Here is a 21805-nt window from a genome sequence, read left to right on the forward strand (position 1 = left end):
ACTTACCGAGCCGCGACAGCAATGGAGCGGTCTTCAAAGCAGCTCGTGTCTTCCCTTCGACTCGAGCTGCTTCACAATCTCCCCCACCTGCTGCGCTCGTCCCCGATCCGCAATCAGCAGCGCGTCCGGCGTGTCGATCACAATCAAGTCCTTCACGCCCAGCAGCGCGACCATCTTAGCCCCCGCCTGTACAAAGTTGCCGCTCGAGTCATGCACCAGTAACTCCGCGCCGGAGTTATGCGAAGCATCCTGCGGCAGCAGATCGTAAAGCGCGTCCCAACTCCCCACGTCGCTCCAGCCGAAGTCGCCGCACGGCACGCCCAGGACGCCCTGCGCCTTTTCCAGCACCGCGTAGTCGATCGAGATGTTCTCGCAAAGGGGAAACACTTGCTTCAATCGTTCATTGAACTCAGGGTCGCGGAAGCCCGGAAGTCCGGCCAGCAACGTCGCCGTTTTCGGCAGATGCCTGCGCAAGTTATCGAGCACAACCTCCGCGCGCCAAAAGAACATCCCGGCGTTCCAGAAGAAGTTCCCGGCTTCGACGAACTTCTTCGCCGTCTCCGCATCGGGCTTTTCGCGGAAGCTCTTCACCGGCTGCACGTTGGGATGATCGCCCGCCCTGACGCCCGGTTCGAACTCGATATACCCGTAGCCCGTCTCGGCCCATCGCGGAGCAATCCCCAGCACCGCGATCTTCCCGTACGCCGCCGCTTCGAACGCCGGCTTCAGCGCTTCCACATAGGCGTTCCCATCGGCAATTACATGGTCCGAAGGGAACACGCCGAACACCGCCTCGGGGTCGATCGACTCCAGAATATGCGCGGCCAGTCCGATCGCAGCCGCCGTGTTACGCTGCTCCGGCTCAGCCAATATCTGGTTCTGCGGAATCTCCGGCAACTGCTCGACAATCAGATCGCGAACATGTTCGTTCGCCAGTATCCAGATATTTTCCGGCGGAATCAGCGGCGCCAGCCGGTGTACCGTCGCCTGAATCAGCGAGTGTTCACCAGTCACCGTCAGGACTTGTTTGGGCGTCTTGCGGCGGCTACGCGGCCAGAAGCGCGTGCCGCGTCCGCCTGCCAGAATCAGGCCGTATCGCATGGTCTCTCGAAGTGTCTATTGGAGAGGGTAGCTATGCGGGAACTTCAGCGTGCGCGACCAACGCGTCTTGCTGAAGAAGTGCAGCGCCAGATCTTCCAGATGCGCGACGCCGATCGACGAACTGGCCAGCTGCTCCGTCGGCGCGTCGTACGACCAGTAAATCACGAGCGGTTTCCCGATGATGTTTTCCCGCGGCACGAATCCCCAATAGCGGCTATCCAGCGAAAAGTCCCGGTTATCGCCCATCGCGAATACGCTATTGGGCGGTACCACGATTTCGCCATTCACCTGATTGTTCTGCAGCATCTGCAGCGCCGGCGCATACACCATGCTGTTCGGCTCGCTCGGGAAATTATCGCGGTAGGAATCGATATAGCCGCTTTTGTTCACCTTGTAAGGCTCGTTCACGGCGTGGCCGTTCAGAAACAACTGCTTGTTGACCAGCTTGAGGTGATCGCCCGGAACGCCGATGGCGCGCTTGACGAACGTCTGCTTGATGTCGATCGGATAGCGGAACACGATGATGTCGCCGCGCTTCACGTCGCTGTAGGGCAGCACGTACTTGCTGACGGCGCCCGCCGGCGCGAACACCAGCTTGTCTACCAGCAGGTGATCCCCTACCAGCAGCGTGTCCTCCATGGAGCCCGTCGGAATCACGAACGCTTGCACCAGCGTCGTCGTGCCGAACAGCAGCAGGATGATCGTGACCGTCCATTCGGCGATGACGCCGCGGTTCACTTCAGTCGAGGATTTCGTTTTGGCGCTCGGCTCCGCGGGCAGGGCGGGCGCTGGTGCGGTTTTCTCGACCAGCGCGGATTTTTGACGGCTCACAGACTCTTATTGTACCCGTATCAGGCTGCTATTCTGACTGTTTCATGTCCAGCCGATGGTGACTACCAAACGCTCGGTTGTCCTCATCGTGCTCTGCACCTTCATCGGGGCCGCCGCGCAGGTACTCATGAAAATCGGCGGCGGCCAGATACACGGCTTCCATCTTCAATCGCTGCTTACAAACTTTCCGCTGATCACGGGGTACGCTTTTTACGCGCTCAACACCCTCCTGCTGATTCTGGCTCTTCGCGAGGGCGAGCTCTCCAAGCTCTACCCGATCATCGCGCTCACCTTCGTGTGGGTGAACATCCTAAGCATGATCATCTTCCACGAGCAGATCAACGTCTGGAAGATCGCGGGCATCGTGGTCATCATGAGCGGCGTCACGTTCCTCGGCATGGCAAGCAAGCCGTCGTCCCATTAGGAAATGACGAAGACTCCGCTCATCTCCGTCGTTTACGTCCTGATTGCATCCGTGCTTGGATCGTTCGGCGCGGTGTTCCTCAAGCTCGGTTCCGCCAAGCTCGAAAAGGGTTTGATTTATATCGTGAGCTGGCAATCTTTCGCGGGGGTTGCGTTGTATCTTGCATCCAGCGTCTTCTACGTCGCGGGCGTCCGCAACGGAGAGTTGAGCGTTCTCTACCCGATGGTCGCTCTCGGTTATGTCTGGACGCTGATCTGGTCGCGAATGCTATTCGGCGAACGCATTACCCGTCAGAAGTTGATCGCCGTGTTTCTGATCCTCTTCGGGATCTCGCTTATCGGCATCGGCGCCCAGCAAGCCCACTAAGCCGGACCGTACAGCCCGACTCCGAACAGCCGCGGTCCGCCGCGTTGACCCTATCCGGGTGGAACGGTGTGGAGGACCCTCCCTTTCGGTCGGGCTCGGAGTGGGCTGTTCGGCTCCCTGTGTTACGGAGCCGCGCCCGTAAGGAAGCGGTTTGCAACAGGCCCACTAAGCGGCCGGTTTCACCACGCGATCCATCTCAATAAAGTCTTTGATCAACTGCTCGTGCGACTGCCCCAGGTCAGCCACCGGCCCGAAGTAAATGGCCTTCCCCTCCGACAACACCATCACGGAATCCGCCACCTTGCGCATCAGATCGAGATCATGCGTCACCACCACCGAGGTCAAACCGAGCTTCGACTTCAATCGCAGCATCAGATCGCCGATATGCTCCGACATGATCGGATCCACCATCGTGGTCGGTTCGTCGTACAGGATGCATTCCGGCTGTGCCGCCAGCGCGCGCGCGATCGCGACGGCGCGCTTCACTCCGACGGGAAGGTCCGACGGATACGAGTCGCGGGTATCCCAGATATCGACGATCTTCAAGAGCCCTTCGACGACGTCCTCACGGTTCTTCTCGTCGTAATCTTCGCGTGTTTCCAGCGAAAACAGGATATTTTCCGATACCGTCATCGAATCGAACAGGGCTCCGGACTGGAACACCATGGTCACCTTCTTGCGAACTTTGGCGAGCTCCTTTTCGGTGAAGTGGGTGATGTCCTGATAGGCCACGATAATATCGCCCTTGTCGGGTTTCAGGAAGCCCATTATATGGAAGAGGGACACGGATTTGCCCACACCGCTGCGCCCAATGATCGCCAGCGTCTTCCCGGAGTCGACGAAGAAATTCACGTCGGCTAAAACCGGCTTGGCGAACGTCTTATATACGTGCCGGAACTCGATGTAGTGGGAAAACTGATCGCTCATGAGGTTGTTTCTGAGGCTCGCTCTTGAAGTTCGCGCCATTCTTCGGGCGTATTGATGTTGCGGAACGCTTCCTGGTTAGGGAAGTCGATCCTGGCGAGGCGGGCTCCTTCGAGTACACGCATGATCTTCAGATTGCCATGCTCGAGCGCGGATTCGATCGTGGGCAGCAATCGCCGCCGGTAAATCGCGCACAGGGGCTGTTCGCGTCCGCCTGCGACCGGAAGAACAGCGTCGGCAGCCGGGAAAAGCGCGCGGATACGGGCCAATCCGTGCAGAGTTGCTGCCGTGAGGCCCGGCATGTCGCAAGCGACGATCAGGTTCCAGTCGTTCGTGGAATGTTTCAGCGCAACATGGATTCCTGCCAGGGGACCCGCTCCGGGGAACTCGTCCGCGATCACCGGCGCGCCGAAACCGCTGTGGCGGGCTGCGTCGCCGACGATGACAACGGCGCCGACCGCCTCGCGAACCGCGTCAGCCACGCGCTGCAGCAGGGGCTTGCCACCGAGCGCCAACAGCGCCTTGTCGGAGCCCATCCGCGAACTGCGGCCCCCGGCCAGCACATATCCTCCCAGGTCCACCCCGGGGTCTTTATCGGCCCGCGACATACCGCCGGAATGATAGCATTGGAGAATAAGCGTTTGGACCGACCACAAAACAGGATGCTGCGGAATTGTTTGCTCGTTGTAGCCGGCGCGGCCGCGCTGTCAGTTCCCGCGCGTGCCGAGGATCGCGTGGTGCGGTCGGTGGTTCAAACCGATTTGAAGACCGGCAAGCTCGTTCGCCGGACGGTCGTCGCTGGGTCTTCGCCGGCATCACGACCGGCGCCTCAGATCAGCGAATTGATCGATAGAATCGCTGCGAAAAATGAAGTCGAATCGCCTCTGGTGCGCTCCGTTATTCGAGCCGAAAGCAACTATAATCCGCTCGCCGTTTCCAACAAAGGCGCGCAGGGTCTGATGCAGTTGATCCCATCCACCGCCAAACGGTTCGGCGTCAAGGACAGCTTTGATTCCGAGGAAAACATCGAAGGCGGCGTGAAATACCTGAAGTATTTGATCGCCCTTTTCCACGGCGATTACGCGCAAGCCGTGGCCGCTTATAACGCGGGCGAAGCGGCGGTCGCGAAATACGGTGGCGTGCCGCCCTACAAGGAAACACAAAATTACGTGGCCGAAGTCGCCCGGCATCTGGCTGCCGAGCGCCGCACAGTGGTGGCCCAGGCAGTGGCGCAAGGCCCGGCTGAAGCGGTGGTTGTAGACGCGGCCCCCGTTGAAACGTATAATCCAATTGTCGCGTCGGTTTCTCCAGACGGAATCGTCTCTTACAAGACGCCTTGATATGCGCTTTTCCCTGTTTGCGATTCCCGCTGTTCTGGTTGCGGGATTCGGCTTGCAAGCCTCGCCGCTGCAAGTAACAGGGGTTCGCGCCTGGTCCTACACCGGCATAACTCGGGTTGCAATCGAGGTCAATGGGGATTTCACGTTTCGCTCCGATCGCGCGCATAATCCCGAGCGCATCTTTTTCGATGTAATCGGCGCTGCCCCGCGATTCGACGGGCGCCGCCTGCTTAGGAAGGACATCAACGACAAGCTAATCAAGCGCGTTCGGGTCGCGGAAACGCAGCCGGGCGTAACGCGCATTGTTTTGGACCTTGCCGGCCCGGTTTCCGGCGGTGTTACATTCAGCGCGTCGCAACTTTCGAATCCCAGCCGGCTGATTGTCGAATTGCGAGCCCCATCGAACGGCCCCCCTGCTATCCCGCCGACGATTACCCAGTCGCAGCCGCCCGCCGCTGTGACCGTGGTTCAAACGGTGGCTACGAACCGGCCGGTCCCGACTCCTGTCCTATCGCCGACCGATACCGCGGCAGCCGCAGAAACGAGCGCGCCCGCACCTCAGGCTATTCCGGATCTGCCTCCGCCGCCGGCCATGCGCGCCCGCGGCGCCGACCTGAACGTTTCGCCCTCGCTGACCCGTGCGCTCGGACTGAAGGTGAATCGGATCGTGATCGATGCCGGCCACGGGGGCCACGACCAGGGAACGGCCGGCCCCGGCGGCCTGCTGGAGAAGGATCTGGTGCTTGACGTCGCGCTGCGTCTCGGCAAACTGATTGAGCAACGCATGGGAGCTGAAGTGGTCTACACGCGAAGCGACGACACGTTTGTTCCGCTGGAAGAACGCACTGCAATCGCGAACCGGAATCACGCTGATCTGTTCTTATCGATCCACGCCAACTCCTCGTCGGCTACTGAAGTCGCCGGCGTTGAGACGTACTACCTGAACTTCACCAATTCTCCGGATGCGATGGACGTGGCCGCCCGCGAAAACGCCGCTTCATCGAAGAGTATCTTCGAGTTGAAAGACCTGATCCAGAAGATTTCGCTGCACGATAAGTTGGAAGAGTCTCGCGAGTTTGCGTCCAGTGTCCAAACCTCGCTTCAGAATTTCAATGCGAAATCATTCCCGAGCGCGCGCAACCGCGGGGTGCGGAAGGCGCCTTTCGTCGTTCTGATCGGCGCGTCGATGCCTTCGATTCTGACGGAGATCGGATTCCTCACGAACTCCCGTCAGGAAAAGCTTCTGTCGAAGCCGGACTATCGCCAGAAACTAGCCGAGGCCCTCTATCGAGGTCTTGCGAACTATAACCAGACACTTAGCCACGTCGAAAATGCGCGTCAGGCCCGAGTGGCCGAACCGGTAACCGGTTCGACGCGTTAGTGCGTGCTAAGGATACTCCGGCGAGTCGGCGGCTTCTTGAATCGCGCTTCTGACCGCGCAGTCTATGCCGCTACTATCTTTGTCCTTCTAGCGCTAGTCGTTACTTGCTTCACTTATGACGCGACAGCGACCATGTGGCTGGACGAGCTGCACGGCTACTACGTCCTGCAGCTCGGAAGCATCTCGCAGATCAGTCAGGCTCTGATTGACGGCGTTGATAACTCTGCGCCCATCTATCTGGTCATCTGCCATCTACTCAAACCGCTTCTAGGTAGTGGAGCATTCGACCTTCGATTTCCCAGCGCAGCCGGATTCTGTATCGCTTGTCTTTGTATCTATATCTTCCTTACGCGGCGTTTGCCGCGAACCTATGGCTTACTCGGTGTTCTGGTACTCAGCGGCATCGCGATGTACTCAATCGAAGGTCGCCCTTACGGTCTGGCGATCGGCTGTGTATCCGCCGCACTCGTAGCGTGGCAGTCCGCCGCGGAGCAGCGCGCGCGTGCCCTCTCCATCGCCGCCCTACTGGTATTCCTGAGTTTAGCGATCTCCACGCACTACTGGTCCGTCTTTGTTCTCCCGGCGATCGCTATCGCGGAAGCCGTGCGTTGGTGGAATAGCCGCCGCTTGGATCTGCCGGTGGCGATTGCGATCACTCTTCCTGTTCTGGTTCTGATTCCAGATCTCCCGTTTATCCGGTCCGTTCAACGCTTCATGCCGTTCTTTTGGTCGAAGCCGTTCTTCCCATTGGATAGCCGCTTCATGTTCGCCGGTCTGCTGGGGAACCTGCCGATGTTGACCGCCTTAGTCGTTCCGCTAATCGTCCTCTACCTGAAACCTTGGCATACGAGAAGATTGCCAGGCCCTCGATCGACGTTACTGGATTACGAATGGGCACTGGTTACAGGGATCGCGGTTACCCCGTACGCGTTGCTGATTCTAGCCTTATTTACTACCCGGATCTTTCAGGATCGGTATGTTGTCTGGAGCGCTTTCGGGATCACGGCCTTCTTGGTTACCCTATTCGCTCGCTACGTTCCGAACCGCGCGATCGCAGTCGTGGCGTGCCTGATCGTTGGATTGTTGACGGCAGACCATTGGAAGAGCGCCTTTGCGAATCGCAACGAGCTGCGCATTGGTGAACCGATGCGCCGCGTCTTGACCGGCGTGCCCGCCGCTCCGGAGCCGATCGTGATCGCCACCCATCAGCCTTATATGGAGCTCGCTTACTACGAAACTCCTCAGATCAGACCCCGGTTAGTTCTACTCGACAACATCGAGTTAGAGAAGTTCTACACGGCGAGCGATACAGGTTCGCTTCTGATGTCCGCCGTCCGTAAGTGGACCCAGCTAAACATTCAGGACTACTGCGGCTTCCTGGCGCAACACCGGCGCTTCCTGCTCGCGGCTGACGCGGAAGACTGGTTACCGTGGCAACTATCCGCGTCAGGCTACAAGCTGACTGCTATCCGGCCGGGTTGGCACCCTTTGCTGTTCCTGGTCGAAGCGCCGGCCCAGCCAAAAACTCCGGATTGGATTCGCGCAGCGAAGATCAAGTTAACCTGTTCCGATTAAGTCTCCGCTACCGCGACGCCCAGGGCTCTCCGCACAAACACGGGCCGGGCTCTCAGAGCGAATACATACTCGGCGTATTCGCGCTGTAAGCGCATCACCTCACCCGTTACGACTCCGACCGTCAGGAAGAAGAACCCACCCATAAAAGTGGAACCATTTAGCGCTCCGGTTAACCACATGCCAACGAAGAGCGCGATCAGCCATCTATATCCGGCGGCCCGCGGCCGGTCGGAAATAGAAGCTAGCCAGAAGGCTTCTTTCAGCCAGGCGTAGAAAAACAGGATGATCAGGATCACGCCCGGCAACCCCATATAGAGCAGGAAATCGACGAACATGTTATGAGAGAACTGCGCCTCGAAGTCGATGTTGGTTCCGCCGCTGCTTAGTCCCGAGTAGTCGGCCGAGGCCCCGAGACCCTGGCCGAAAATCCAGTGACTCGGTAGAAGGCGGACAAACAACTCGATAGCGGACGTGCGCGCTTCGATGGTACCGACCGTAAGATAGCGGGTCAGGAGCGCGTTCGATGAGATGCGGGAGATTAAGTGCGTACTGGCCCACTGACCCCCGTAGACGACACCCGCAAAGGCGATAAACAGCGCGGTGATAACTAGCAGGGGACGGCGAAAGAATCGCATCGTCATCAGCCGGTATATGACCAAAGTAGCCAGAAACGATACCCAAACGGTCCGGGTCTGCGCCACCAGAATACCCGCAACGGTAAATGGAATCGCGATATACACCCACCGCTTTGGAATTAGTCGCAGATAGCGCGCGAAGATGACGCCCACGAAAGCGACCACGAGGAAGAATCCCCACGTCAGGTGGTCGCCCAGATAGGAGTAAGCTCGGAACTCTCCGCCCGCGCCGTAAAGGTAATCGTAGACTTTACTGGCCTCGATGGAATATCCGGCGGCCTGCGACGCCCATGCCCGATCCAGAAACGTCGGGCCGTGAATGTACTGATAGACGCCATAAGTGGACGAGACGATGATCAGGAAAAGAAGCAGCGCTCCGAGCCGCTTCCACGCGCTCAGCGGAATCGCCATTCCGAGGAAAATCGCCATGATTGGGAACGTGTGCTGCGCCACGCCGCCGAGTTTGGCTGTCGCCGAAGCCCCGCGCGAGAAGATGAGAGTATTGCCGATACTGACCAGAAGGAAGCCGATCAGATACTTGGTGCTGAGCGTCAGCCGATAGCGCTTGAGCACGAAGATACTTCCTGCAACGCCCAGCGCGAGCATCAAAGCCGGTAGTAGCTGAAAGCTGTAGTAAGACGTGCGCGACGGGGTCCCGAAAACAAAGATACAGCGCTTTGTAAACTGAAAAACGTGATCGCCAAGCACATAGGTGATCGCGAGATTCGTGATGTTCAGGCGCGAAAATGCACTCAGCGCGAGGATGCAGCCGCCCAGCAGCAACATCGGCCCTGCCCAGACGTATACGGACATCGCCGCCGCCATGAGCAGGGCGGTGCCAATCAAAAGGACAAATCGACCGAAACCTGCTGCGGTTCCGGATGCGGCGGCCATCTTGTAATTTTAAATGATCGCGCACACTGAAGTGCTCTTACTCAGTGTGTGCAGATCCATACATCGTAACTTGACCCCGAGCCGGCTTTTCGGTAGTTCGCTACAAAGGTGCTTGCGAAGTCCCTGCCGAACGCGAGGTGATCGCCAGTGTAGTACGTATTCTGGGCTGAGAACGGTTGCCGCCCGAGCGGGATGAGCCACACGCGAATGGCGCAGTTTCGGAGATCGTCAAGCGTCGCGGCGGGGATCTCGACGCCGCCAAACTGATGATCGCGGACCGATGCCCCGCTGATCAGGTACGGCTGGCCGGCGAACACGGGCTGATAAGCGTAGAACGTTGTTGGGTCTCTGAAGCCGTCGCCGATTCCGACCTGCAATGTGCTCCCGCGGTATTGCGACTCGAGCGACCGGATGTCGGCGATTACCTTCTTACCCGGCCCTGCGAACTGGTACGAGTGCCACACGGCTTCAACGAAGTTGGTGGAGTAAAGCAGCATCGTAAGCACCCACGCGACGGATAGCTTCGAAAATACCCGGTCGCGTATGATGGGTTCGCGCTCGCTTCGGATCCAAAAATAGGATTGAAGGACCGGGATCGCAAGGGGGAGCAGATGGTAACTGCCGGCGCCGATCTTTGCTCCAGCGAAAGACGCGCCTAACAGACCGGCAGCGATGGCAGCCAGATAGCGTTGTTGTCCTCGGGATAGCTTCGGATTCGTACCGGACCAGGCGAGCATACCGGTTGGTAGAAGGAAGATTGCGGAGTACTGCAAGTTCCGCGCGAGGAACCCTGGGTCTAACCCGTGTTTACCGACGGTTTGTAAAATGGCGATGTAACCGGCTAAACTCACTTGGGGCAGCAGAAACGGCGATGGAAAGAGAGCCAGCGCAATCGCAACCGCAACCCCGGCGAGTTTCCACCCCCGCTGGATTATCAAGAGCACCAAGATCGGGAGTACATAGAAGACCGCGGTTATCTTTAGATTCGGCAACACTGCAAAACTGAGCGCTACCGCGAGAACGGCTGCTTTGTCGCCCGCCTCAACGACGGCCCAGAGCGCCAGTGCCGTGAAACAGAGCAGTAATGGATCGTTTCTTCCCCAGAACTCTACGTGCAGATATCGGAACAAGACAAGACTGAGGCAGCCGACGCCGACCAACGCCTCACGCGAACTGCCGTAATGGCGGCAAATGCGATAGCTAAGCCCTAGAGTTACAAGCATCGATAAGATGCCGAGCAGTTTGAAACTTACCAGTGACTCGCCGAGCAGCCAATATAAGGGCATATGTGCCAAGTAGGTAAGCGGACCGTAAGCCAGTGAATAGCGCGCCGCTGCGTTCATGGCCGGGTACACTGGCGCCCCCCGCATCGCCATGGCTGAAACACAGGCGATGTTTGTTTCGGCATCTTCGAACAGGACCGGCAGCACCAGATAGGCGAGTGCTGCGCCAACAACGACGCCTATCATCCCGATAGAAAACGACCGCCAAGGCATGCGCAAACGCAGCCCGGCCAAGGGAATGCCGATCGCGCAAGCTATCGCAAACAGAAGCGCCGGCGCAAATGCAGAATCGCTTACCGCCCGAACGAGGCCCATCGCAGCCAGCATACAGGGCCAAGAAGAAGCACCGTATCAACCGGAGATAGTAAGAACGTTACTCTCCGTAGGAAGAGTGTGCCGCCACGTCTCGACCAGTTTCTTGTAGGCGTAGCCGACCGGCCGGATGTTCCGATCGAGATCGACCAGCCCCAGTTCATTGACCCTGTTATTGTTTTCCCGCAGCCCTGTATCCCAATCCACCTGATCCTGCAAGCTATACCAGGTGAACCCTACCAGCGGAACCCCATCCTGTTTCAGACGATGCACGTTGGCCCACTCCTTCCGCAGCCAGGCAACGGCCCCGGGCCCGGAATAGTTCGTTTCCGTGTGCATGACCGGTAGACGGTAGCGTACAAAGTACTGATGCGTGATTGGATAGTATCCAAGGATCTCGCCGGAGAGATCGGTCGATCCGTCCGGGTGTACCACATTCTCATTCGTCTCGTAATAATCATTCCCCATCACGCAACGATTCTTCAGTTGATTCTGCATAAACCATTGATACTCTTCGCGCGTCATCCCGTTGTCGAGAATGTACTGATACATGGGCGCATGAATCTGGTGGCCGTAAGTGAAATCCAAGGAGAGAAAGCGCTTTTCGTTGTAAGTGTCCGCGTGCACCTGGGCATCGGGGACTTCGGCATGAAAGTACTGAGTTGATTCGCTTTGAACAAACACCGCATCGGGCCGTGATTCCAGAATCGCATGCATCGCCTGAACATTGGCCTGACAGAGGTGCTTGAGCGCCGTAACGAAGGCCCGGTCGGAACTCAGTCGTTCGTTCCACCAGCCGAATTGGGCGGAAAACGTAGCCGCGATAAAGATCTCATTCACCGGAGTATAAAAACGAATCCAGGGATACCGTTGGGCGAACGCCCGCGCGAACTCAGTGAAGAGCCGGGGGAAATCGGGATTCTGAAAGTTACCTATCCAGTCCGGCACACCGAAATGACAGAGGTCCGCGATCACCGACACTTTCTGCTTGTGGAGCGCATGGAACGTTTCATCGGCGAAGCTCCAGTCGTACTTTCCAGGACCGGCGTGAACCGAGAAGTAGGGAGGGCCGTAGCGCAAGTGGTGGATTCCTAACTCGCCCAGCAGCCTGAAATCCTCCTTCCAGAACTGATAGTGCTTCGTCTTTGCTAACTCATCCTGTCGAATCGTTTTTCCATCGGGAGTCTGAATCGTGGGGTAGCTATTCTCAATCCCGGTGGCGAACATGAATGCCGGCATTTCGCGTCTCCTTAGGGCAGGATATCGAGCCGGCCGCCGTCGACTATCAATGTCGTTCCGGTGATGAATCGCGCTTCGTCCGAAGCCAGGAAACAAATGGCAGCGGCTATATCTTCAGGTTCTCCGATCGCGCCCTCTACCTTCTCGACTCCGCTCTTTACGTTAGGATTATTCCACAGCATCGGCGTGTTGACCGCTCCAGGCGCGACGCAGTTGATCCGTATCTTCAGCGGGGCGAGTTCTTCGCTAAAGCCTCGCGCGAACGCTTCGATACCGCCCTTAGAACTGGCATACGGAACGACATTCTTGGTCGTCTCATGCGCGTGAACGGAGCTGAGATTCACAATCGCGCTACCTTGAGGCATATGCGGAACCGAGTACTTGCAAAAGAGGAACATCGAACGGAGATTGACACCCAAGACCTTATCCCAGTCTGCTTCAGGAAGGTCGACAATGGGACTGAACGTCATCATTGCCGCGTCATTCACGACCACATTGATTTTTCCCCACTTCTGCACAGCTAGATCGACAGCGGCCTTTACCTGCGCCGGGTTGCCGACATCGCACTGCGCAAAGGCGCTCTGCCCTTTGGCATCGGCGATCTCCTGCACCGTAGCGTCGCCGCCTTTTGAATCCAGATCGACCACCAGCACCGAGCCGCCTTCCGCCGCCATCCGCTTGCATGTGGCTTTGCCGATTCCGGAGCCGCCCCCGCTGACAATACAGACCTTGCCGTCAAAACGCATGCTTCCCGCCCTCCGGACCGAAAATCAGTCCGGAAAACGGGAAGCAAGTTGAACACCGAACGCTCAGCGAACCCGAAGCGTGTTTAACCCCACGTTTACCCTCGGGAACGGGACTCTACGGATTGATTACGCTAAACACCGCGCTTTGGGCCGACGAGTTGCCGCTGGCGTCGGAGGCCGACACCGCATAGTAGTAGGTTTGATTCGCCTTCAGGCTCCGCGAGTCGGAGTACGAGGGACTGCTGCTGCTGCCGATCAGGCTCAATGACTGCGCATTGATGCCTCTGTAGATGTGGTACGAGTAAACCGCGACATTGTCCGTCGAAGCCGGCCATGCCAGGTTGATCTGCGTTCCGGATTGGGCCGTGATAACCAGGTTCTGAGGAACCGTTGGCGGCTGGGTGTCGGGCAGCGTCACAGCGGTCGCTACTGCGCTCTGAGCCGAATAGTTCATCGCCTCATCGTAGGCGGCAACAGCATAGTAGTAAGTCGTCCCCGCAGCGAGGCTGATGGTATCGACGTAAGACGTGGACGTCGTTCTAGCCAACGTGATCATCGAAGTTGGGGTTTTGCCCCAATAAATCGCGTACCCCGACAGATGGATGTTATCCGTCGAAGCGGCCCAGCTCAGATTGACCTGCTGACAGCCGGTCGCGGTCGCAACCAGGTTCGCCGGCACGGTCGGCGGCGTGGTGTCCGGAAGCGAGGTCACGCCCATCGTGGCGCTCTGGCCCGAATAGTTATAGGAGGGATCGAAAGCGACCACAGCGTAGTAATAGGTGGTCTTAGGCGCAACGGAATTGTCAGTGAAGGAGTTCGTGGTCACTGAAGCGAAGATCGCGAGCGAGCTCGGGCTGGAACCGCGATAGACATGGTACCCGGTCACGGAAACGTTGTCGATAGAGGGCGACCAGGTGACTTGAATCTCCTGATCGGTTACCGCGGTCCCTTGCACATTGGCCGGCGTCGAAGGCGGCGTCTTATCGGGAGGCGCAATGGGGGTCAAGGTGGTCACGCTCGCCGGGGCCGAGAGGGGGGATAGGTTACCCGCCGCGTCGAAAGCCTGCACTTGATAGGAGTAAGTAGTAGAAGGGGAAGCGGAGTTGTCTGTAAAGTTCACCTGGCTGGATGTATTGAGCAAAGTGCCGTTGCGGAATAAGTTATACCCGGCCACTCCGACATTGTCTGTCGTCGCGTTCCACAGGACCTGGACGACGGTTTGGCTGAACTGCCCGATCGAAGGCGCGCTCGGTACCTGCGGCGCGGTAGTATCGGGGGAAGGAAGAATCATCGTTTCCCAGGCCGTCCCTAGAGTGCTGAAAGCGCCGATCGACCGCGCATTGATTGAAGCGCTATAGGATGCTTCGAGCACGGCGGTCGGGCTTTGCGATCCATAGGTCGCATAGCTGAGGGAAGCGTAGTATAACGTCGTCCAAAACGGCGACACAAACAGGAACTGTCCCGCCTGAGCCATGTTCACCACGCTTTGAAGATACTGCTGATCGAGCGGCTCCCAAAAGCTCATGGTGTCCAGGGCGTCAATGGTTGGGCTATTCAGGGCGGTCTGCACCGAAGCGAGTTGAGCCGCGGAAATCTTCTTGCACCATGTTTCGCTCATCGCAATGGGTAAACCCGCGGCGTGAGCCATCGAAGCTGCGGTGAGGGCGTTTTCCGGGAACGAATTGGATACGGAGTACATGTGAGTGTCGATGTAAGAGACGGACGTGGAGATCGCGTTCTGTATGTAGGTCGTGAACGAGTTGATCCAAGTGCCGGCGCCCGCGCCCACAGGAACATTGGTTACATTAGCGGCTTGCAGGGCGGCCAGTATGGTTTGTAGCTCCTGCAAACTGCCGCTGGGAGTACCGGCGTTCGGCTGCGAGGAATTCTGCGATTCGGAGTCAGGCTCCGTGATCACCGACATGTAATCGGGCTGAATCAACTGTGCAACGTTGACTGCGTTTTGGGCGCGTCCGGCGATATATTCGTTCCAGGTAAGACCTAGATAGTAGGTTTGAAACGTCGCGCCGTTAGTGCCGGGTTCGGCCGAGGCAACGGTGGTCTCGGCGGTCATCTTCATCCCCATCGAGTGGATCTGCTGGGCGAGTTGCTGATAGAAGCTGACGTAGCTCTGGAATGTCTGCTGGTTCCCGTAGTAAGGCTCGTAGAGAATGGGGAAGTTGATGTGGACGGAGACCGCGCTAACGCCCAGCGCCTTTAGTTCCTGCAGTTCCGGCATCACGTCGTACTGGAAATAGTTTGGATTCAGAAGCGCGGAACCCAGGTCTGAATTGGCGGTCAGAGCTTGTGAGGCGAACATCGTCGGGTAAGTGGAGCCGTTCCCTTGCGCGGAGATGGCTTGTGAAAATGTGGAGATGTCTCCTTGCAGTTCCGAGTAGAGACTCTGATACTGGGAGGGCACATTCGATGGAACCGTTTGACCTGAGGCGATCAACCGGCAAAAGAAGAGAGCAACGATGACAAACCGACTGGACGACATAAGCGTAAGTTCCGATCTCCGAGCTGTTATTTAAAGTCGCTGCGGTAACAGCGCTGTTAATCTCTTCGGCGGATTGGAAAAGAGTTACAGCTAAGGGAAAGAACTTATGTCAAATACACGCGCGAGAAAAATCAGATCGATATCTCTCGCGGCGGATATACTACCGGAAACTTCAGGCAGGGTACAACACAGTAAAAAGCAAAAAAAAAGTGCCGCACATTTGTGCGGCACTTGATTAGACACTACTGTAATCCGTAAGGTTGCCGAAGGCTCAGGGGTTGGTTATGCTGACCACCGAGCTTTCCGCCGAAGCGTTACCGCTGGTATCAACTGCGGTTACTGCGTAGTAGTAGACCTGATGCGCCTTGAGCGTTGAAGAATCGGCATATGAGGTCGTTTGGGAACTGCCGATCAGCGTTAGCGATGTCGGGGTCGTACCGCGGTAGACCCGGTAGTCATAGACGGCCACGTTGTCGGTCGAGGCCGACCACGTCAGGTTGATCTGGGTTCCGGAGGTCCCGCTGGCACTTAAGTTCTGCGGAACGGTCGGGGGTTGCGTGTCAGCCACAGTAGTAACAGTGACCTGGGAGCTTTGCGCCGAGTAGTTGCTCGACTCGTCGTAAGCCGCCACCGCATAGTAGTAAAGCGTGCCCGGACGGAGGCTCGCGGTGTCGACGAACGAAGTGGACGCTGTGTTCCCTACCAACGTCAGGGAGGAAGAGCTGGTCCCGCGGTAGATTGCATAGCCGCTAACCGTCACGTTGTCTGTAGACGCTGACCAGCTAAGGTTCACCTGCTCCATTCCCGCCGCGGCGGCGGACAGGCCTTGCGGTACTGTCGGAGGTTGCGTGTCCGCAGCCGTAGTCGACGTCGCCGTCGCACTCTGCGCCGAAAGGTTGGCGGATTGGTCATAGGCGGCCACTGCAAAGTAGTAGGTGGTGCCGGGCATCAGACCGATCGTGTCCGCGAACGAAGTGGTCGTTGTACTTCCCACCAGGGTGAGCGAAGACGGCGATCTGCCGGAGTAGATCTTATAACCCACGACCGTCACATTGTCCGTCGATGCCGACCAGGTGAGATTCACCTGTTGCATTCCTGCCGCCGTGGCCGCCAGGTTCTGCGGAGTGGTCGGCGGCTGTGTGTCGGCGGCGGTGGTTGCCGTAACTGCGGCGCTCTGCGCGGAAGCGTTGAGCACTTCGTCATAAGCAGCTACCGTGAAGTAGTAGGTTGTGCCCGGAGTCAGGCCCACTGTGTCGGTGAACGACGTGGCGGTCGTGTTCCCAATCAGGGTCATCGAAGAAGCACTCTTGCCGTAGTAGATGTAGTAGCCCGCGACCGACACATTGTCCGTCGCTGCCGACCACGTTAGATTCACCTGCTGCATCCCCGCTGCTGTCGCGACCACATTTTGCGGAACGGTCGGCGGCTGCGTGTCGGCAACAGTGGTCGCCATGACTGCGGCGCTTTGAGCGGATTGGTTAAGCACTTCGTCAAAAGCAGCTACAGTAAAGTAGTAAGTTACGCCCGGAGTTAGGCCAATCGTATCGGTGAACGATGTGGTCGTCGAGAACCCGATCTGGGTCATCGAAGACGGAGTTTTTCCGTAGTAGATGTTGTAGCCCGCGACCAAAACGTTGTCCGTCGATGCCGACCACGTGAGATTGACCTGCTGCATTCCCGCCGCCGTCGCAACCACATTCTGCGGTACCGTGGGCGGTTGGGTGTCGGCAATTGTCGTGGCTGTGGTTACGGCACTCTGCGCCGAGTTGTTGAGAGCTTCATCATAAGCCGATACGGCGTAGTAGTAAGTGGTCCCAGGCATCAAGCTGGTCGTATCCACGAATGATGTGGTCGTCGCTGTCCCCACCGCGATCATCGATGAAGCCGCTTTGCCCCGGTAGATTGTGTACCCGGCCACCCGGATGTCATCGGTCGACGCCGTCCAGGTCAGATTCACCTGCTGGTAGCCGGTCCCACTCGCGATTACGTTGGTGGGCACGGTGGGCGGAGTCGTATCGGGGCGACCCGTTACTCCGATGGTTGCACTCATGCCCGAATAGTTGTATGAAGGGTCGAAGGCTTCGACGGAATAATAATAGGTCGTGTTCGGGTAGATGTTGGTATCGGTGAAAGCGGCGCTTGGTACGACAGCGAAGAGGACGAGAGAACTCGCGCTGGCGCCACGGAACACCCGATAACCCGTCACCGAAACGTTGTCGGTGGAAGGCGACCAGGTCAACTGCACCTGCTGGTCTGACACTGCCGTTCCCTGCAGGTTCAAGGGCGTCGAAGGTGCCGATGTATCGGGCGGCGATAGTGTGGTGACCATAGCCGGCGGTGACAGTGCGGAGATGTTACCCTGCGCATCGAATGCTTGCACCTGATAGGTATATGCGGTCCCCGGATTCGCAGAAGAGTCGAGGTAGTTCACCTGGCTCGACGTGTTCAGCAGCGTGCCGTTCCGAAAGAGGTTGTATCCGGCCACGCCGACGTTGTCGGTGGTCGGAATCCAAAGTACCTGGACCTGGTTCTGACCGAATTGGCCGATCGTTGGGACCACTGGAACCTGCGGCGCTATCGTATCCGGGCTGGAAAGGATCATGTTTTCCCAGGCGGGTCCGAGGGTGGAGAACGACGCGGATTGACGCGCGCTTAGAGCGGCGGTCTGTGCCGCAATCATGAGTTGGTCGGGCGTTTGCAATCCATACTGACCGAAGTCGAGATAGGCGTAGTAGAATTCGGTCCAGAATGGCGCGACAAACTGGAATTGGCCGGCGTTGGCCATCTGTACCAAAGCCTGCAGATACATCTGATCCAGCGGCTCCCAGAAACTGAACGTTCCCAGGGCGTCAACAGCCTCGTTATTCAAATTACCCGCCAGACTCTGTAACTGCGCCGCGCTGACCTTTTTGCACCAGGTCTCACTCATCGAAATGGGTAGACCTGCCGCATGCGCCATGGTTGCCGCGGAGAGCGCGTTTTCGGGAAATGCGTTGGACACCGAGTATAAGTGAACGTCTACGTAAGAAACCGTCGTGGAGATGACGTTCTGAATATAGGTAGAAAAGGAATTGATCCAGGTCCCCGCGCCCGCGCCAACCGGAACATTGGTAACATTCGCGGCTTGCAAGGCGGCCAGAATGGTTTGCAGTTCCTGCAGGCTGCCGCTGGGCGTTCCGGCGTTCGGCTGCCCGGAGTTCTGGGATTCCGAATCGGGCTCGGTAATCACCGACATGAAGTCCGGTTGAATCAACTGCGCAATATTGACCGCCTGCTGCGCGCGGCCGTTCATATAGTCGTTCCAAGCGAGCGTCTGGTAGTACGGCAGGAATCCGGCGCCGTTCGTTCCGGCGATAGCGGAGGCCACCGTCGTTTCCACGATCATCTTCATTCCCATCGAGTGGATCTGCTGCGCAACTTGTTGGTAGAAATTGACGTAGCTCTGATACGTCTGCTGATTCCCGTAGTAGGGTTCGTACAGAATCGGGAAATTGATGTTGACCGAAACCGCCGTGACTCCCAGAGCCTGAAGTTCCTGCAACTCCGGCATAACGGCGGAGTTAAAGTAGTTGCTTCCAATGAGGGTCGGGCCCACATTGGAGTTCGCCGTAAGCAGCTGAGACGAAAATGTCGTCGGATAGCTGGACCCGTTCGAGGCTGCCGCAATGGCTTGTGAGAAGGACGCGATATCGCCCTGCAGTTCGGTATAAAGGCTTTGGTAAGCAGCCGGAACCGGGCCGATGCCGCTTGTGTTTGGGGATGCCGTTACACTGACTACGTTGCTTTGCGCCGAGTAATTGCCGGACGGATCGAACGACTCGACCGCGTAATAGTAAGTGGTGTTCGCCGTGATCGAACTATCTGTAAACCAGGTATTGGTTGAAACCGCGTATTGTGTAAGCGACGTTGGGCTCGATCCGCGGAATATTTCGTACCCTGCGACCGCGACATTATCGGCGGAAGGCGCCCACGTCAGCTGAATCTGTTGATTTTCGACGGCCATTCCCTGCAAGTTAGCCGGTACCGAAGGCGGCGTTGTATCCTCGACCAACAAGGTGGTTACGGTCGTGGGCGCCGATAAAGCAGACAGATTTCCGGCCGCATCGAACGCCTGAAGCTGATAGGAATACGTCGTATTCGCGGCCAGCGAACTGTCGTTGTAATTGACTTGACTGGAGGTATAGATCAACGCTCCGTTGCGGTACAGGTTATAGCCGGCCACGCCCACGTTGTCTTGCGACGGATTCCATAGTACTTGCACAAACGTTTGATTGATTTGCCCGATGGAAGGCGCGGCGGGGACCTGCGGAGGCGTGGCGTCAGGCGTGGGAAGAATCATACTTTCCCATGCCGGACCCAGCGCGGTGAAAGCGCCGACCTGACGAGCATTCCGTGCCGCTGTTTGTGCGGCCGCTATTACCTGGCTCGCCGATTGCGTGCCGTATTGCGTATAATTCAGGCTTCCGAAGAAGAACTCGGTCCAGGAGGGAGCCACAAACAGGAACTGGCCTGCTTGGGACATGCTTACGACGGACTGCAGGAACATCTGATCCAACGGCTCCCAAAAGCTGAATGTACCCAGGGCGTCTACCGTCGGACCTTCCAGGTCTCCGGGGTTGGATTGCATATCGGCCGCTGTTATTTTTTTGCACCAGGCTTCACTCATGGCAATTGGCACGCCCGCGGCTTGCGCCATGGTAGCCGCCGATAGTGCATTTTGCGGGAAGTTATTCGAAACGGAATTCATATGCACGTCGATATACCCAACCGGCGCGGAAATGAAGTTCTGAATATATTGGGAGAACGAGGGAATCCAGGTTCCCGCGCCCGCGCCGATGGGAACGTTAGTTACGTTCGCGGCTTGAAGGGCGGCCTGGATGGTTTGCAGTTCCTGCAGACTCCCGGCGGGAGTTCCAGCGGTCGTTTGTCCGCTGTTCTGAGCTTCAAAGTCGGGTTCCGTAATTACCGAGAGATAGTCGGGTTGGATTGACTGCGCAATGGTGAGGGCTTGTTGGGCTCGGCCAGCCATATAGCCGCTCCACGAAAGGCTTTGGTAATACGAAAGGAAGCTCGCGATGTTCGCGCCGTTCTCGGGTGACGCAACGGACGTTTCCACGATCATTTTCATACCGCTCGCGTGTATTTGTTGCGCAAGCTGCTGGTAAAAGGCGACGTAGTTCTGGAAGATCTGCGGATCGCTGAAGTAGGGCTGATAAAGAACCGGGAAATTGATGTGAACCGTGACCGCTGTCACGCCTAGAGCCTGCAGCTCCTGCAGTTCCGGCGCGACGGTCCCCGCGTAGTATCCGGTCTGCAACAGATTACTCCCGATGTCTGAACTAGCCGTCATCACCTGGCCGGCGAACATCGTTGGGTATTTGACCCCGGAATTTCCCGCCATGCTTTGCGAGAACGCGGTCACATCCCCCTGCAACTCCGTATAGAGGCTTTGGTAGCTGGCCGGAATCGGCGGACTTGTCTGAGCTGCCAGAGCAAATTGAAATAAAAGTACAGCTAGAAGTGCCCGTTTAGAAGCCATAAATGCCCTCAAATCTTTATGAATGTTCAACCGGCGCATTGAATTGCGCCCACACGCTTTTATTCGGCAATTAGTCAAAAACCCTTACTCTTTTCCGTTCGGCCACGGGCAAAGTTGGTACTAAATAAATACGGACGATTTTTTGAATCCAGGTTGATGCGAGACGTGGACGCAGAAGAAAAGGAATTCGCGCCCAGCCGGTATTTTGGGGGCGTGCGCGAAACGGGCGGACCCATGAAAGATTCGGATCCGCCCCGGGTTGACGATCAGGGATTGGTTACGCTGACAACACCGCTCTGGGCTGAAGCATTACCGTTTGTATCGACCGCGCTTACGGCGAAGTAGTACGTCGTGTTTGCTTTTAGACCTACGGATTGGTTAAAAGACGTCGTTGAGGACGTGCCGAGCAGATTCAGCGTCTGCGCGCTGGCGCCTCCATAGATCCGGTAGTAATAAACCGCGACATTATCGGTCGATGGCGACCACGTCAGCGAAATCGTCGTCCCGGACGTGGCGACGGCCGCAAGGTTCTGGGGAACCGTCGGCGGCTGCGTGTCGGCAAGAGTCGTGGCGGCTATCACCGGGCTCTGCGCCGAATAGTTGCCTGCTTGGTCATAAGCAGCGACCGAATAGTAGTAAGTGGTGTTGGGCTGGAGACTCAGGGTGTCCACATAGCCGGGGGTCGTGCTGCTACCTACGGCGGTTAACGAGGAAC

At 57.6% G+C, this 21805-nt stretch carries 16 protein-coding genes; 5 read left to right on the forward strand and 11 right to left on the reverse strand.

What is annotated here, in order from left to right; translation table 11 throughout:
• Positions 1 to 33: 33 nt before the first annotated feature.
• On the reverse strand, positions 34 to 1101 hold the full coding sequence (locus H1Y01_RS16810; protein ID WP_180541662.1) for a mannose-1-phosphate guanylyltransferase: 1068 nt from the start codon (positions 1099 to 1101) through the stop codon (positions 34 to 36).
• Positions 1102 to 1116: 15 nt separating this feature from the next.
• Entirely contained in the window at positions 1117 to 1932 is an 816-nt protein-coding gene (gene lepB / locus H1Y01_RS16815; RefSeq protein ID WP_219341640.1) for a signal peptidase I, read from the reverse strand.
• A 55-nt stretch (positions 1933 to 1987) separates the two neighbouring features.
• Here lepB and H1Y01_RS16820 point away from each other — a divergent pair, with 55 nt between their 5' ends.
• Both H1Y01_RS16820 and H1Y01_RS16825 read left to right on the forward strand, forming a co-directional pair.
• Positions 1988 to 2356: an EamA family transporter gene (locus H1Y01_RS16820; protein WP_180541663.1), complete on the forward strand. Its 369-nt coding sequence runs from the start codon at positions 1988 to 1990 to the stop codon at positions 2354 to 2356.
• 3 nt (positions 2357 to 2359) lie between these two features.
• Entirely contained in the window at positions 2360 to 2722 is a 363-nt protein-coding gene (locus H1Y01_RS16825; protein ID WP_180541664.1) for an EamA family transporter, read from the forward strand.
• Between the two features lie 165 nt (positions 2723 to 2887).
• Here the strand turns inward: H1Y01_RS16825 and H1Y01_RS16830 are convergent, their stop codons facing one another.
• Complete coding sequence (locus tag H1Y01_RS16830; protein WP_219341641.1) at positions 2888 to 3649, reverse strand: ABC transporter ATP-binding protein; 762 nt, start codon at positions 3647 to 3649, stop codon at positions 2888 to 2890.
• Complete coding sequence (mobA, locus tag H1Y01_RS16835; protein ID WP_180541666.1) at positions 3646 to 4254, reverse strand: molybdenum cofactor guanylyltransferase; 609 nt, start codon at positions 4252 to 4254, stop codon at positions 3646 to 3648. The genes H1Y01_RS16830 and mobA overlap by 4 nt, the downstream gene beginning before the upstream one ends.
• A 33-nt stretch (positions 4255 to 4287) precedes the next feature.
• On the opposite strand from mobA, the gene H1Y01_RS16840 reads away from it, so the two are divergent.
• From H1Y01_RS16840 to H1Y01_RS16850, 3 genes are read left to right on the forward strand one after another with little or no spacing between them, the layout of a single operon-like run.
• Positions 4288 to 4986 carry a lytic transglycosylase domain-containing protein gene (locus H1Y01_RS16840; RefSeq protein ID WP_219341642.1) on the forward strand — a complete coding sequence of 233 codons (699 nt, stop codon included), beginning with the start codon at positions 4288 to 4290 and terminating at the stop codon, positions 4984 to 4986.
• Between the two features lies 1 nt (position 4987).
• Positions 4988 to 6367: an N-acetylmuramoyl-L-alanine amidase gene (locus tag H1Y01_RS16845; RefSeq protein ID WP_180541668.1), complete on the forward strand. Its 1380-nt coding sequence runs from the start codon at positions 4988 to 4990 to the stop codon at positions 6365 to 6367.
• A 36-nt stretch (positions 6368 to 6403) separates the two neighbouring features.
• Complete coding sequence (locus tag H1Y01_RS16850) at positions 6404 to 7942, forward strand: glycosyltransferase family 39 protein (RefSeq protein ID WP_180541669.1); 1539 nt, start codon at positions 6404 to 6406, stop codon at positions 7940 to 7942.
• On the opposite strand, the gene H1Y01_RS16855 is transcribed toward H1Y01_RS16850, so the two are convergent.
• From H1Y01_RS16855 to H1Y01_RS16885, 7 genes are all read right to left on the reverse strand, one after another.
• A complete protein-coding gene (locus H1Y01_RS16855) occupies positions 7939 to 9471 on the reverse strand; it encodes an O-antigen ligase family protein (RefSeq protein WP_180541670.1) in 1533 nt (510 codons plus the stop codon). The two genes, H1Y01_RS16850 and H1Y01_RS16855, sit on opposite strands and share 4 nt — an antisense overlap.
• Positions 9472 to 9512: 41 nt before the next feature.
• On the reverse strand, positions 9513 to 11069 hold the full coding sequence (locus tag H1Y01_RS16860; protein WP_180541671.1) for an ArnT family glycosyltransferase: 1557 nt from the start codon (positions 11067 to 11069) through the stop codon (positions 9513 to 9515).
• A gap of 36 nt (positions 11070 to 11105) precedes the next feature.
• Positions 11106 to 12305 carry a family 1 glycosylhydrolase gene (locus tag H1Y01_RS16865; protein WP_180541672.1) on the reverse strand — a complete coding sequence of 400 codons (1200 nt, stop codon included), beginning with the start codon at positions 12303 to 12305 and terminating at the stop codon, positions 11106 to 11108.
• Positions 12306 to 12316: 11 nt separating this feature from the next.
• Positions 12317 to 13051, reverse strand: coding sequence for an SDR family NAD(P)-dependent oxidoreductase (locus tag H1Y01_RS16870; RefSeq protein WP_180541673.1), 735 nt, complete (start codon positions 13049 to 13051; stop codon positions 12317 to 12319).
• A 115-nt stretch (positions 13052 to 13166) separates the two neighbouring features.
• The gene (locus tag H1Y01_RS16875) at positions 13167 to 15551 is read right to left on the reverse strand and encodes a fibronectin type III domain-containing protein (protein WP_180541674.1); all 2385 of its coding nucleotides are present in this window, start codon (positions 15549 to 15551) and stop codon (positions 13167 to 13169) included.
• Between the two features lie 271 nt (positions 15552 to 15822).
• A complete protein-coding gene (locus H1Y01_RS16880) occupies positions 15823 to 21090 on the reverse strand; it encodes a fibronectin type III domain-containing protein (protein ID WP_180541675.1) in 5268 nt (1755 codons plus the stop codon).
• Between the two features lie 266 nt (positions 21091 to 21356).
• A partial coding sequence (locus H1Y01_RS16885) for a fibronectin type III domain-containing protein (protein WP_180541676.1) occupies positions 21357 to 21805 on the reverse strand: 449 nt, incomplete at its 5' end.

The organism is Nevskia soli, assembly GCF_903970205.1.
Classification (GTDB): Bacteria; Acidobacteriota; Terriglobia; order Bryobacterales; family Bryobacteraceae; genus Bog-113.